The organism is Streptomyces sp. NPDC048361, assembly GCF_040651795.1.
In the GTDB taxonomy this organism is placed as follows: domain Bacteria; phylum Actinomycetota; class Actinomycetes; order Streptomycetales; family Streptomycetaceae; genus Streptomyces.
Genome location: NZ_JBEZKW010000038.1, coordinates 1 through 12815, shown reverse-complemented (window position 1 = coordinate 12815; position 12815 = coordinate 1). Strand labels below are relative to the sequence as shown.

16 protein-coding genes are annotated in these 12815 nt (G+C 71.4%); all 16 read left to right on the top strand.

Annotated elements, in window-relative coordinates:
* The first annotated feature begins 133 nt into the window (after positions 1–133).
* Entirely contained in the window at positions 134–571 is a 438-nt protein-coding gene (rpsP, locus tag AB0D31_RS21810) for a 30S ribosomal protein S16 (RefSeq protein WP_362725555.1), read from the top strand.
* Positions 572–573: 2 nt separating this feature from the next.
* Positions 574–813, top strand: coding sequence for an RNA-binding protein (locus AB0D31_RS21805; protein WP_030206382.1), 240 nt, complete (start codon positions 574–576; stop codon positions 811–813).
* Positions 814–1030: 217 nt separating this feature from the next.
* On the top strand, positions 1031–1618 hold the full coding sequence (gene rimM / locus AB0D31_RS21800) for a ribosome maturation factor RimM (RefSeq protein ID WP_362725552.1): 588 nt from the start codon (positions 1031–1033) through the stop codon (positions 1616–1618).
* Positions 1618–2439: a tRNA (guanosine(37)-N1)-methyltransferase TrmD gene (gene trmD, locus AB0D31_RS21795; protein WP_362725549.1), complete on the top strand. Its 822-nt coding sequence runs from the start codon at positions 1618–1620 to the stop codon at positions 2437–2439. The genes rimM and trmD overlap by 1 nt, the downstream gene beginning before the upstream one ends.
* A 126-nt stretch (positions 2440–2565) precedes the next feature.
* Positions 2566–2916 (top strand): 50S ribosomal protein L19, encoded by a 351-nt coding sequence (rplS, locus tag AB0D31_RS21790; RefSeq protein WP_350232925.1) that lies wholly within the window; start codon positions 2566–2568, stop codon positions 2914–2916.
* A 56-nt stretch (positions 2917–2972) separates the two neighbouring features.
* Positions 2973–3866: a signal peptidase I gene (lepB, locus tag AB0D31_RS21785; protein ID WP_362725546.1), complete on the top strand. Its 894-nt coding sequence runs from the start codon at positions 2973–2975 to the stop codon at positions 3864–3866.
* Positions 3859–5067, top strand: coding sequence for a signal peptidase I (gene lepB / locus AB0D31_RS21780; protein WP_362725543.1), 1209 nt, complete (start codon positions 3859–3861; stop codon positions 5065–5067). The genes lepB (AB0D31_RS21785) and lepB (AB0D31_RS21780) overlap by 8 nt, the downstream gene beginning before the upstream one ends.
* A complete protein-coding gene (gene lepB / locus AB0D31_RS21775; protein WP_362725540.1) occupies positions 5012–5866 on the top strand; it encodes a signal peptidase I in 855 nt (284 codons plus the stop codon). Before lepB (AB0D31_RS21780) ends, lepB (AB0D31_RS21775) begins: the two co-directional genes overlap by 56 nt.
* Before the next feature lie 102 nt (positions 5867–5968).
* Positions 5969–6712, top strand: coding sequence for a signal peptidase I (lepB, locus tag AB0D31_RS21770; protein WP_362725537.1), 744 nt, complete (start codon positions 5969–5971; stop codon positions 6710–6712).
* Positions 6713–6829: 117 nt separating this feature from the next.
* A complete protein-coding gene (locus tag AB0D31_RS21765) occupies positions 6830–7315 on the top strand; it encodes an NUDIX hydrolase (RefSeq protein ID WP_362725535.1) in 486 nt (161 codons plus the stop codon).
* A 55-nt stretch (positions 7316–7370) separates the two neighbouring features.
* A complete protein-coding gene (locus AB0D31_RS21760) occupies positions 7371–7679 on the top strand; it encodes a DUF2469 domain-containing protein (protein ID WP_003965949.1) in 309 nt (102 codons plus the stop codon).
* 183 nt (positions 7680–7862) lie between these two features.
* Complete coding sequence (locus AB0D31_RS21755) at positions 7863–8240, top strand: YraN family protein (RefSeq protein WP_362725532.1); 378 nt, start codon at positions 7863–7865, stop codon at positions 8238–8240.
* A 1-nt stretch (position 8241) separates the two neighbouring features.
* The gene (locus AB0D31_RS21750; RefSeq protein WP_362725529.1) at positions 8242–9858 is read left to right on the top strand and encodes a YifB family Mg chelatase-like AAA ATPase; all 1617 of its coding nucleotides are present in this window, start codon (positions 8242–8244) and stop codon (positions 9856–9858) included.
* Positions 9855–11021 (top strand): DNA-processing protein DprA, encoded by a 1167-nt coding sequence (dprA, locus tag AB0D31_RS21745; protein WP_362725526.1) that lies wholly within the window; start codon positions 9855–9857, stop codon positions 11019–11021. Before AB0D31_RS21750 ends, dprA begins: the two co-directional genes overlap by 4 nt.
* 241 nt (positions 11022–11262) lie before the next feature.
* On the top strand, positions 11263–12105 hold the full coding sequence (gene whiG / locus AB0D31_RS21740; RefSeq protein WP_362725523.1) for an RNA polymerase sigma factor WhiG: 843 nt from the start codon (positions 11263–11265) through the stop codon (positions 12103–12105).
* Between the two features lie 121 nt (positions 12106–12226).
* Positions 12227–12784, top strand: coding sequence for a helix-turn-helix domain-containing protein (locus AB0D31_RS21735; protein ID WP_362725673.1), 558 nt, complete (start codon positions 12227–12229; stop codon positions 12782–12784).
* Positions 12785–12815: the final 31 nt, after the last annotated feature.

Genomic DNA, 12815 nt, shown 5'->3' with positions numbered 1-12815 from the left:
GGCTAGCTGTACTCGACAGCCGCACAGGAACCCTCTCGCCTCCGGCTGACGCGTCCATCGGGCACCCGAGTACCGCAACCCCACGTGGCATCTCATGTGCCCAACCACGTCAAGACCAGGAGACACCACTCCAGTGGCAGTCAAGATCAAGCTCAAGCGCCTCGGCAAGATTCGCCAGCCGCACTACCGCATCGTCGTCGCCGACGCCCGCACTCGCCGTGACGGTCGCGCGATCGAGGAAATCGGTCTGTACCACCCGACGTACAACCCGTCGCGCATCGAGGTCAACGCCGAGCGTGCGCAGTACTGGCTGTCCGTCGGCGCCCAGCCGACCGAGGCCGTTCTCGCCATCCTGAAGCTCACCGGCGACTGGCAGGCGCACAAGGGCCTCCCGGCCCCCGCGCCGCTGCTCCAGCCGGAGCCGAAGGCCGACAAGCGCGCTTCCTTCGAGGCCTTCGCCAAGACCCTCGAGGGCGACGAGGCCAAGGGTGAGGCCATCACCCAGAAGGCCAAGAAGACCGAGAAGAAGGCGGACGAGGCCGAGGCCGCCGCCGAGTCGACCGAGGCCTGAGCATGCTCGAGGAGGCTCTCGAGCACCTCGTGAAGGGCATCGTCGACAACCCCGACGACGTGCAGGTCGCCTCGCGCAACCTGCGCCGGGGGCGCGTGCTGGAGGTCCGGGTCCACCCCGAAGACCTCGGCAAGGTGATCGGCCGCAATGGCCGTACCGCCCGCGCCCTGCGCACCGTCGTGGGTGCAATCGGCGGCCGTGGCATCCGCGTCGACCTCGTCGACGTGGACCAGGTCCGCTGACCAGTAGGGTCGCTTTACCTAGATACGCCGGCTCGGGCCGGGGAGGGCTTCTGGCCCTCCCCGGCCCGCAGTCGTATTCCGGGCGATAGTGGACCTAGTAGTGGACCCAGCAGAAACGAAGGCTGCGGCCTTCACCGAGGCCGCGTAGAGCCCGGGTGGAGCCCCGCCACCGGTCGTCATCGGAATGTGCCGGAAGTTGTCCGAAGGAGAAGCAAGCGTGCAGTTGGTAGTCGCGCGGATCGGCCGCGCCCACGGCATCAAGGGCGAGGTCACCGTTGAGGTGCGCACCGACGAGCCGGAGCTGAGGCTCGGCCCGGGCGCCGTACTCACCACCGACCCGGCGTCGGTGGGCCCGCTGACCATCGAGACCGGCCGGGTACACAGCGGCCGGCTGCTGCTGCGCTTCGAGGGCGTGCGCGACCGCACCGCCGCCGAAGCCCTGCGCAACACCCTGCTCATCGCCGACGTGGACCCGGCGGAGCTCCCGGACGAACCCGACGCGTACTACGACCACCAACTCATGGACCTCGACGTGGTCCTCGCCGACGGCACCGAGGTCGGCCGCATCACCGAGATCACCCACCTGCCCTCGCAGGACCTCTTCATCGTGGAGCGCCCCGACGGAACCGAGGTGATGATCCCGTTCGTCGAGCAGATCGTCACCGAGATCGACCTGGAGGAGCAGCGCGCGGTCATCGACCCGCCGCCCGGCCTGATCGACGACCGCGCCGAGATCGCCTCATCCAGGGATGACGAGGCCGCCGCAGGCGAAGACGACGCCCGCGACGCGGAGGACGCGCGCTGATGCGGCTCGACGTCGTCACCATCTTCCCCGAGTACCTCGACCCGCTGAACGTCTCCCTGGTCGGCAAGGCCCGCGCCCGCGGCCAGCTCGACGTCCACGTCCACGACCTGCGCGACTGGACGTACGACCGGCACAACACCGTCGACGACACCCCCTACGGCGGCGGCCCCGGCATGGTCATGAAGACCGAGCCCTGGGGCGACTGCCTGGACGACGCCCTCGCCGACGGATACGAGTCCGGGGCACACGGCCCGGTCCTCGTCGTGCCCACACCCAGCGGCCGCGCCTTCACCCAGGAGCTCGCCGTCGAGCTCTCCGAGCGCCCGTGGCTGATCTTCACGCCGGCCCGCTACGAGGGCATCGACCGGCGCGTCATGGACGAGTACGCCACCCGGCTGCCCGTGTACGAGGTCTCCATCGGCGACTACGTCCTGGCCGGCGGCGAGGCCGCGGTCCTCGTGATCACCGAGGCCGTGGCCCGGCTCCTGCCCGGCGTACTCGGCAACGCCGAGTCCCACCGCGACGACTCCTTCGCACCAGGCGCCATGGCCAACCTCCTCGAAGGCCCCGTCTACACCAAGCCCCCCGAGTGGCGCGGACACGGCATCCCGGACGTCCTGCTCAGCGGCCACCACGGCAAGATCGCCCGCTGGCGCAGGGACGAGGCCTTCAAGCGGACCGCCCTCCACCGGCCCGACCTGATCGAGCGCTGTGAGGCCTCCGCCTTCGACAAGAAGGACCGCGAAACCCTCTCGATCCTCGGCTGGGCCCCCGAGCCCGGCGGCCGATTTTGGCGCAGGCCCAGCGACGTGGAAGAATAGGCCGCTGCCGTACGCTCAGCCGGCGCCCCTGCCACAGGGGGAACGACGCCCGCCCTTCGCGCACAGCACCCCATTCATCTCGAATTCCGCTGATGACCTGTGGCATCAGTGAGGAAGTAGTCCTTCATGGCAAGCCTGCTCGACTCCGTCAACGCCGCCACGCTGCGCAGCGACGTCCCGGCCTTCCGCCCGGGTGACACCGTCAACGTCCACGTCCGCGTCATCGAGGGCAACCGCTCCCGTATCCAGCAGTTCAAGGGCGTCGTCATCCGCCGCCAGGGCGCCGGTGTCTCCGAGACCTTCACGGTCCGCAAGGTCTCCTTCTCCGTCGGCGTCGAGCGCACCTTCCCGGTGAACTCCCCGATCTTCGAGAAGATCGAGGTCGTGACCCGCGGTGACGTCCGTCGCGCCAAGCTCTACTACCTCCGTGAGCTGCGCGGCAAGGCCGCGAAGATCAAGGAGAAGCGCGACCGCTGAGCCCCGGCTCACACCCGCGCACGGGTCTGACGGCGGCCGGATAAGCTCTGGCCCCGATGGACACCGAAGCACAGCACACGGAGCGCGACCGCCCCGCCGACCCCGACCAGGGTCAGGCGCGCCGGTCGCGCTCCGCGCGTTTCACCGCCCTTATGGGCCTGCGTCCCACCGCCTCTCCGGGCCCGCGTCCCACCGCCTCCCCGGGTCCGCATCCCAGCGCCTCCCCGGGTCCGCGTTCGGCCGCCCCCTCGGGCTCACGCCCCACCGGGCTCTCGGGCCACCTGGACGGCCCCTGGCGCAAGGCCGGGGCCCTGCTCGCGCTCTGCGTCGTCTTCCTCCTGCTGCTCAGTCACTTCGTGGTCCAGCCCTTCCTGATCCCCAGCGGCTCGATGGAACCGACGCTCAAGGTCGGCGACCGCGTCCTGGTGAACAAGCTCGCCTACGACTTCGGCGACACCCCCCGCCGCGGCGACGTCGTCGTCTTCGACGGCCGGGGCTCTTTCGTGCAGGAGACGCAGGACGGGAACCCGGTGGGCCGTGCGGTGCGTTCCCTGGGTGCGGCCCTCGGTCTGACCGAGCCCGCCGGCACCGACTACGTGAAGCGCGTCATCGGCGTCGGCGGGGACCACGTGGTCTGCTGCGACCGGCGGGGGAGGATCCAGGTGAACGGCACGGCCGTCGACGAGCCCTATCTCCACCCGGGCGACACCCCCTCGCAGGTGCCCTTCGACATCGTCGTGCCCGACAGCACCCTGTGGGTCCTCGGCGACCACCGCTCCCGCTCCAGCGACTCCCGCGACCACCTCGGCGACCCCGGCGGCGGCATGGTGCCCGTCGACCGGGTCATCGGCCGGGCCGACCTGATCGGCTGGCCGCTGGGCCGGTGGACGACGGTCGGAAGCTCCGGCGCCTTCGCGGACGTACGCGATGCCGGCGGGGGACATGGGTAACCGCGGGCGGCCGCGCCCCGACGCCCGCGACCAGCCGCTGCCCACCGGGTCCCGCCCCACCACCGCTCCGCCCACCACCACGGCGCCCGCCGGCCGGCGCGGGCAGGCCGGCCGGGCCGAGCGGCGCCGGCTCGCCCGCCGGGTGAAACGACGCAGACGCAGGTCGGCGGTGCGCGAGATACCGCTCCTGATCACCGTGGCGCTGCTCATCGCCCTCGTCCTGAAGACCTTCCTCGTGCAGGCCTTCGTGATCCCGTCCGGCTCGATGCAGCAGACGATCACCATCGGCGACCGCGTCCTGGTCGACAAGCTCACGCCCTGGTTCGGCTCGAAGCCGGAACGGGGCGATGTCGTGGTGTTCAAGGACCCCGGCGGCTGGCTCAAGGGCGAACAGAAGACGTCCACGAGCGAGGACCCCGTCGGCGTCAAACAGATCAAGGAAGGCCTCACCTTCATCGGCCTGCTGCCGTCGGACAACGAGCAGGACCTCATCAAGCGCGTCATCGGGGTCGGCGGCGACACCGTGAAGTGCTGCGGCACGGACGGCAGGATCACCGTCAACGGCGTACCCCTCGACGAGCCCTACGTCTTCACACCCCCCACCGATCCGCCCACGCAAATCCAATTCGAGGTAAAGGTTCCCCAAGGCCGGATCTTCGTCATGGGCGACCACCGGACCAACTCCGCCGACTCCCGATACCACCTCGACGACGGCCACCAGGGCACGGTCCCCGTCTCCGGGGTGGTGGGCCGCGCAGTGGTCGTGGCCTGGCCTTTCTCTCACTGGCGCAGGCTCGAAGTACCGCCCACGTTCGGCTCGGTGCCCGCCGCGCCCGGCGCTTTTGCGACGGCCGCGTCGCATAGGGTGGCGTCCCGGGATCCGGCGGCGGACCCCGACCAGGCGACCCAGCCCCCGACCCCTGCGGAACTCCCGCTCGTTATGGGAGTGGTGGGCCTGAGCCTCGTACGGGCCAGGCGGTGGCAACGAGTGAGGAGTGGATGTGGGGGATTTGGCGGTCGGCGCACGATCCGGACGCGAAGAGCCGGAGGAGCGGCCGGAGAGCGAGCTCGCCGATTCCTCCCCGGGACCCGCGGTGGAACACCCCCCCGGCACACCGGTGGACGCTTCCGCGCCCGAACACCGGGTGCCGGCGCAGGACGGCGGCCGGGGCGACGGCGGGTCCGGCGAAGAGCCCGGTGACGGCGAGAGCCGGGCCCCCAAGAAGCCGCGCTCCTTCTGGAAGGAGCTGCCGCTCCTCATCGGCATCGCGCTGGTCCTGGCCCTGTTGATCAAAACGTTCCTGGTGCAGGCTTTCTCGATCCCCTCGGACTCGATGCAGGACACCCTGCAGCGCGGGGACCGGGTGCTCGTCGACAAGCTCACGCCGTGGTTCGGCGCGGAGCCGCAGCGCGGCGAGGTCGTCGTCTTCCACGACCCGGGCGGCTGGCTCGACGGTGAGCCCACCCCCACGCCGAACGCGGCTCAGAAGTTCCTCAGCTTCATCGGCCTGATGCCGTCCGCCGAGGAGAAGGACCTGATCAAGCGGGTCATCGCCGTCGGCGGCGACACGGTCGAGTGCAAGGCCGGCGGCCCGGTCATGGTCAATCACAAGGCCCTGAAGGAGCCGTACATCTACCCGGGCAACAGCGCCTGCGACGACAAGCCGTTCGGGCCGATCACGGTGCCCAAGGGCCGGATCTGGGTGATGGGCGACCACCGTCAGAACTCCCTGGACTCCCGCTACCACCAGGAGCTCACGGGCGGCGGCACGGTCTCCACCGACGAGGTCGTCGGCCGCGCCTTCACCATCGCCTGGCCGCTCAACCGTCTCGACTGGCTCGGCGTCCCCGACACCTTCGACCAGCCCGGCCTGAGCTCCATGGGCTCGGCCGCGCCCGCCGCCGTGGGTCTCGCCGGCGCCGTGCCGATGGTGCTGTGGCGACGCCGCAAGCTCCTTCAAGCGCAGGTCAAGGCGGAAAGCCCGGTGGCCAAGGGCTGACCGGCGGGCGTACCGCCGGGTAGGGTGCGGTCCCGGATGTCGATCTCCGGGGTCCCGGGCGCCACACGCGTCCCGGGGCGCTGCCGGAAAGGGAGCGCTGCGATGAGCGGTAACGGACTGGACCACGACGGCCGCGGCCGGAGTCTCGGCAGTGTGCTGTCGGGGCTTGCCGTGGCCGTCGGCTGTGTCCTCTTCCTCGGCGGGTTCGCCTGGGGCGTCGTGCAGTACAAGCCGTACACCGTGCCCACCCAGTCCATGGAGCCGACCGTCAAGGCCGGCGACCGGGTACTGGCCCAGCGCATATCCGGCGACGATGTACGCCGCGGCGACGTCGTGGTCTTCCAGGACAAGGCCTGGGCCAACGTGCCCATGGTCAAGCGGGTCGTCGGCATCGGCGGGGACACCGTGAAGTGCTGTGGCACGGGCGGCCGGCTGACCGTCAACGGCACCCCGGTCGAGGAGCCGTATCTGCACGGCATGACGCCCGCCTCGGGAACGCCCTTCGAAGCCAAGGTCCCGCAAGGCCAGGTCTTCCTCCTCGGCGACGACCGTTTGGTCTCGCTCGACTCCCGCGTCCACCTGGACGACGCGGCCAACGGCTCCGTGCCGCTGACCGCGGTGACCGCCCGTGTGGACGCCGTTGCATGGCCCCTGGGCGGCATGCTGGAGCGCCCCTCGGGCTTCGCCAAGCTACCCGGCGGCCTCTCGCGGCCCGGCCCGCTCAAACTGATCCTGGGCGCCATCGTGCTCGGCGTCGTGCTGATCCTGGCCGGCGCCTCCTACGGGCCGGTCGCCTCGCTCGCCCGGCGCAGCAGGACCCGCACCGCCTCGCCCGCGGGCAGGTGAAGCCCGTGACGGGACCGCGCAAGGTCGCCCGGGCCGGTCCGGGCACCGGGAGGTGAAGCCCGTGACGGGACCGCGCAAGGTCGCCCGGGCCGGTCCGGGCACCGGGAGGTGAAGCCCGTGACGGGACCGCGCAAGGTCGCCCGCGTCGTCCTGCTCGACCCGCAGGACCGCATCCTGCTGATGCACGGCCACGAGCCCGAAGACCCCGCCGACAGCTGGTGGTTCACGCCCGGCGGCGGCCTGGAGGGCGATGAGACCCGCGCCGAGGCCGCCCTGCGCGAACTCAAGGAAGAGACCGGGATCACAGAGGTCGAGCTGGGCCCGGTGCTGTGGCAGCGCAGGTGCTCCTTCCCCTTCGACGGGCGCCGCTGGGACCAGGACGAGTGGTACTACCTGGCCCGCACCACCCAGACCGAGGCCGCGCCGACGGCCCTGACGGAGCTGGAGCTGCGCAGTACCACGGGGCTGAGGTGGTGGACCTCCGCCGAACTCCTCGCGGCCCGTGAGACGGTGTACCCGACCAGGCTCGCCGAGCTGCTGCGCACGCTGCTCGACGAGGGTCCTCCGCACGCGCCGGTGGTCCTGGCCCCGGAAATCGTTTAGGGGCCGGGGCGGCTGACGCACAATAGGGGGACGCACGGCTGAAGGGGAACATGCCATGAGCGCCGAGGACCTCGAGAAGTACGAGACCGAGATGGAGCTGAAGCTCTACCGGGAGTACCGCGACGTCGTCGGTCTGTTCAAATACGTGATCGAGACCGAGCGGCGTTTCTACCTCACCAATGACTACGAGATGCAGGTGCACTCGGTGCAGGGCGAGGTGTTCTTCGAGGTGTCGATGGCGGACGCCTGGGTCTGGGACATGTACCGGCCGGCCAGATTCGTGAAGCAGGTACGGGTCCTCACCTTCAAGGACGTGAACATCGAGGAGCTCAACAAGAGCGACCTCGAACTGCCGGGGGGCTGAACCGGGGGCTGAACCGAGGGGTGTTGGGGCGCCGCCGGGCGCGGAGGCAAGGCTCGGAGAAGTGGCCGGGTGCCGCGGAGGGCGCCCTTCGAGTGACGGAGTTTTCCACAACCGCGGAGTTGTCCACCAAGATCCACTCGCTGGCGCGGGATGCGTGAGAGTCGGTGCCGGAGGTGGTGCCGGATGAACGCTCGCGGAGCACTCGGGAAATACGGCGAAGACCTGGCGGTACGGCTGTTCGAAGCGGCCGGAATGACCGTCCTCGCCCGCAACTGGCGGTGCGGAAGGACCGGCGAAATCGACATCGTCGCCCACGATGCGACGGCGCCCGGCGGCCCCGCGCTCGTCATCTGCGAGGTCAAGACCCGCAGAAGCGGCGCCTACGAACACCCCATGGCCGCCATCACCGCGGTCAAGGCCGACCGCCTCAAACGGCTCGCAGACCACTGGCTCGCGGACCACGGAGGCCCACCGCCCGGCGGCGTACGCATCGACGTCGTGGGCGTGATCCTGCCCCGCAAGGGCGCCCCGCGTGCCGAACACGTGCGGGGGGTGGCCTGACATGGGATTCGCACGCACCTGCTCGGTCGCCCTCGTCGGCGTCGAAGGAGTCGTCGTCGAGGTCCAGGCCGGCCTCGAACCCGGCGTCGCCGCCTTCACCCTCGTCGGCCTCCCCGACAAGAGCCTCGCCGAAAGCCGCGACCGGGTGCGGGCCGCCGTCGTCAACTCCGGAGACGCCTGGCCCCAGAAAAAGCTCACCGTCGGGCTCAGCCCGGCATCCGTCCCCAAGAGCGGCGCTGGCTTCGACCTGGCCATCGCCTGCGCGATCCTAGGCGCCGCCGAACGCATCGACCCCCGCGAGCTCACCGACCTCGTCATGATCGGCGAGCTCGGCCTCGACGGACGCGTACGCCCCGTCCGCGGCATCCTGCCCGCCGTGCTCGCCGCGGCCGAGGCCGGCTACGAACAGGTCGTCGTCCCCGAACAGACCGCCGCCGAGGCGAGCCTCGTCCCCGGGATCTCCGTCCTGGGCGTCCGCAGCCTGCGCCAGCTCGTCGCCGTCCTCACCGACGAACCCGTACCTGAGGAGGAGCCCGCCGAGAGGGGCCGCCCCGACGCCATGCTCGCCGGGCTGGTGGTGCCCGGCGCCGGAGCCGGCACCGGCCTCTCATCCGGCCCGCGCGAGACCGACCTCGACCTCGTCGACGTCGCGGGCCAGCACGCCGCCCGCGCCGCCCTCGAAATCGCCGCGGCGGGCGGCCACCACCTACTGCTCTCCGGCCCGCCCGGCGCGGGAAAGACCATGCTCGCCGAGCGACTGCCCGGCATCCTGCCGCCCCTCACCCGTCAGGAATCCCTCGAAGTCACCGCCGTCCACTCGGTCGCGGGAATCCTCCCGCCCGGCGAACCCCTCGTCCGCCGCGCCCCCTACTGCGCCCCGCACCACTCGGCGACCATGCAATCCCTCGTCGGCGGCGGCAACGGCCTGCCACGCCCCGGCGCCGTCTCCGTCGCACACAGAGGAGTGCTATTTCTGGACGAAGCGCCCGAATTCTCCGGAAAAGCCCTCGACGCCCTGCGTCAGCCCCTCGAATCGGGACACGTCGTCATCGCCCGCAGCGCCGGAGTGATCCGGCTACCCGCCCGCTTCCAGATGATCCTCGCCGCCAACCCCTGTCCCTGCGGACGGCACACCCTGCACGGAGCGGGCTGCGAATGCCCCGCCTCCATGATCCGGCGCTATCAGGCACGGCTGTCCGGCCCGCTCCTCGACCGCGTCGACCTGCGCGTCGAAGTCGAACCCGTACGCCGCGAGGACCTCCTCGGCGCAGGCGGCCGCGGCGAGCCCAGCGTCCTCGTCGCCGAGCGCGTCCTGGCAGCCAGGGAACGCACCGCGGCCCGCCTCACCGACACCCCGTGGAACAGCAACAGCGAAGTACCCGGACACGAACTGCGCACCCGCTGGCTCACCGCGCCCGGCGCCCTCGCCGGCGCCGAACGCGACATGGAACGCGGCCTGCTCACCGCCCGCGGACTCGACCGCGTCCTGCGCGTCGCCTGGACCATCGCCGACCTGGCCGGCGACGACCGTCCCGACGAGGGCCACGTCGCCCTCGCCCTCGAACTGCGCACCGGCATCTCCCGAGGCGCCCCCATGCCGGCCGGGAGCATGCGGTGAACGCCCCGGAGAGCGGCACCGAACGCCTCGCCAGAGCAGCCCTCACCCGCGTCATCGAGCCCGGCGACGAACGCGGCGGCCGCTGGCTGCGCACCTACGGCGCGGCCGGCCTACTGCGCCGCCTCACGCGCCCGCAAGGCCCCCAGGACGACCTTCCGGGGGCCACCCCCGCACGGCTCGAAGGCCTCCGCCGCCGAGCCGCCCTCGCCGACCCCGAGCGCGACCTGGAGACCGCAGCGGCCGCCGGCGCCAGGTTCCTCGTCCCCGGCGACGAGGAATGGCCCCGCCAACTCGACGACCTCGCCGACGCCCGGCCCGTCGGCCTCTGGGCGCGGGGCCGCCCCGACCTGCGGATATGGGCACTGCGTTCGGTCGCCGTCGTGGGCGCCCGCGCCTGCACCCCCTACGGAGCCCACATGGGCGCCGTCCTGGGCTCGGGACTCGCCGAGAAGGGGTGGGTCGTCGTGTCCGGAGCGGCCGCCGGCATCGACGGGTCGGTGCACCGCGGCGCCCTCGCCGCAGGCGGTGCCACCATCGCCGTCCTCGCCTGCGGAGTCGACGTCGTCTACCCGCGCGGCCACGCCGAGTTGATCGGACGCATCGCCGAACAGGGCCTCCTCGTGGGCGAATTACCGCCCGGCGACCATCCAACGCCCAGCAGATTCATCGTGCGCAACCGAGTGATCGCCGCCCTGACCCGGGGAACCGTCGTCGTCGAAGCCGAATACCGCAGCGGCTCACTCGCCACGGCCCGCGCGGCGCAGCGACTGGGGCGCTTCACCATAGGGGTCCCGGGCCCCGCCACCAGCGGGCTCTCGGCCGGCGTCCACGAACTGCTGCGCGGCGAAGCGGTGCTGGTCACCGACGCAGCGGAAGTCGTCGAACTCGTCGGTGACATGGGGGATCTCGCCCCCGCACGGCGCGGCCCCGTCCTGCCCCGCGACCTGCTCGCACCCGGCGCCGGCCGTGTACTGGAAGCCCTGCCGTCCCGCGGCACGGCCGATGTGCGAGATCTCGCCAGAGAAGCCGGCACCAGCACCGACGAAGCCCTCGGCCGGCTCTACGAACTGCACTCCCTCGGATTCGTCGAACGGGTCGGCGACGGCTGGAAGTTGACACCCGGCGTACTGCACACGGCAAGCACGCGGCGAGGCGGTACTTGACCTGGGGCATTCGGGTGACAAGGTGAGAAGCGATGTCCACCGCGGGCCGCACGACAGCGCTTTCGGGGCCCGCGCACGGCGCGGCCGCCCCGACCTGTGGGTGCGCCCCGGCCCGGGGGAGCGGCCGCGCCCGCGCACCCGCGCTTCGCGCACCGCGACGGCGCAGTCACGCTACGCTCACGAGGCTCCCGACCGAAAACAGCCCCCGCTAACGGCACATCAGAACGGCTCAAGGCAACGCATGCCCCAGCACATCTCCGGGTCTGACCGCACGGCAGTGCCGCCCGCTGCCCGCGGCAGCGGCACCGTGCGGCCAACGGCACCCTCGTCCGTCGACGAGCTGTGGCGGTCGTACAAGGCCACCGGCGACGAGCGGCTGCGCGAGCAGTTGATCCTGCACTACTCGCCCCTCGTCAAGTACGTCGCGGGACGCGTGAGCGTGGGCCTGCCGCCCAACGTCGAGCAGGCCGACTTCGTCTCCTCCGGAGTCTTCGGCCTCATCGACGCCATCGAGAAGTTCGACATCGCCCGCGCCATCAAGTTCGAGACGTACGCCATCACCCGCATCCGCGGCGCGATGATCGACGAACTGCGCGCCCTCGACTGGATCCCGCGCTCCGTGCGCCAGAAGGCGCGCGCCGTGGAACGCGCCTACGCGACCCTCGAAGCCCAGCTCAGACGCACCCCGTCCGAGCTGGAGGTAGCCGCCGAGATGGGTATCGCCGTGGAGGAACTCCACGCGGTCTTCAGCCAGTTGTCGCTCGCCAACGTGGTGGCACTCGAAGAGCTGCTGCACGTGGGCGGGGAGAGCGGCGACCGGCTCAGCCTCATGGACACCCTGGAGGACACTTCCGCCGACGACCCCGTCGAGGTCGCCGAAGACCGTGAACTGCGCCGGCTGCTCGCCCGCGCCATCAACACGCTCCCCGAGCGCGAGAAGACCGTCGTCACGCTCTACTACTACGAAGGCCTCACCCTCGCCGAGATCGGCAACGTCCTGGGCGTCACCGAGAGCCGGGTCAGCCAGATCCACACCAAGTCGGTGCTCCAGCTCCGGGCCAAACTGGCCGACGTCGGGCGCTGAGGCCTCGCACCGGGGGAGTCCGGTGAATCGTCCCTGCCGATCGCCCGGGCGGCCCGGCCGTAAAATTGCTCGGGCGGCCCGGCCGTAAAGTGGAACAGTGCCCAGGATCCGAGCGGCCTCCGTGGCCGAGCACCGCACCATGCAGCGTGACGCCCTCCTCGACGCCGCACGCTCCCTGCTGTCAGAGGGCGGGACGGAAGCGCTGACGTTCCCGGCCCTGGCCGAGCGCACGGGCCTCGCCCGCTCCTCCGTGTACGAGTACTTCCGCTCGCGCGCCGCGGTCGTCGAGGAACTCTGCGCCGCCGACTTCCCGATCTGGGCCGCAGAGATCGAAGGCGCGATGGAGCGGGCCGACACCCCCGAGGGCAAGGTCGAGGCGTACGTACGCCATCAGCTCGGCCTCGTCGGCGACCAGCGTCACCGGGCCGTCGTCGCCATCTCCGCCAGCGAACTCGACGCCGGCGCCCGAGACAAGATCCGCGCCGCGCACGGCGGCCTCATCGCCATGATCGTCGAAGCCCTCGCCGACCTCGGCCACGACCAGCCCCGCCTGGCCGCGGTCCTCCTTCAGGGCATCGTCGACGCAGCGGTCCGCCGCATCGAACAAAGCCCCACGGAGCCCCCCACCGCCATCACCGACGCGGCGGTGGCCATGGCCCTGCGCGGCACCCGGGGCTGACCCTCTGGGGGCCTCCCCGCCCCCCCCCCCC

Coding starts and splice junctions, on each gene's coding strand:
- AB0D31_RS21805 (WP_030206382.1), top strand. CDS start 574: ATGCTCGAGGAGGCTCTCGAGCACCTCGTGAAGGGCATCGTCGACAAC.
- trmD (WP_362725549.1), top strand. CDS start 1,618: ATGCGGCTCGACGTCGTCACCATCTTCCCCGAGTACCTCGACCCGCTG.
- rplS (WP_350232925.1), top strand. CDS start 2,566: ATGGCAAGCCTGCTCGACTCCGTCAACGCCGCCACGCTGCGCAGCGAC.
- lepB (WP_362725546.1), top strand. CDS start 2,973: ATGGACACCGAAGCACAGCACACGGAGCGCGACCGCCCCGCCGACCCC.
- lepB (WP_362725543.1), top strand. CDS start 3,859: ATGGGTAACCGCGGGCGGCCGCGCCCCGACGCCCGCGACCAGCCGCTG.
- lepB (WP_362725537.1), top strand. CDS start 5,969: ATGAGCGGTAACGGACTGGACCACGACGGCCGCGGCCGGAGTCTCGGC.
- AB0D31_RS21760 (WP_003965949.1), top strand. CDS start 7,371: ATGAGCGCCGAGGACCTCGAGAAGTACGAGACCGAGATGGAGCTGAAG.
- AB0D31_RS21755 (WP_362725532.1), top strand. CDS start 7,863: ATGAACGCTCGCGGAGCACTCGGGAAATACGGCGAAGACCTGGCGGTA.
- AB0D31_RS21750 (WP_362725529.1), top strand. CDS start 8,242: ATGGGATTCGCACGCACCTGCTCGGTCGCCCTCGTCGGCGTCGAAGGA.
- whiG (WP_362725523.1), top strand. CDS start 11,263: ATGCCCCAGCACATCTCCGGGTCTGACCGCACGGCAGTGCCGCCCGCT.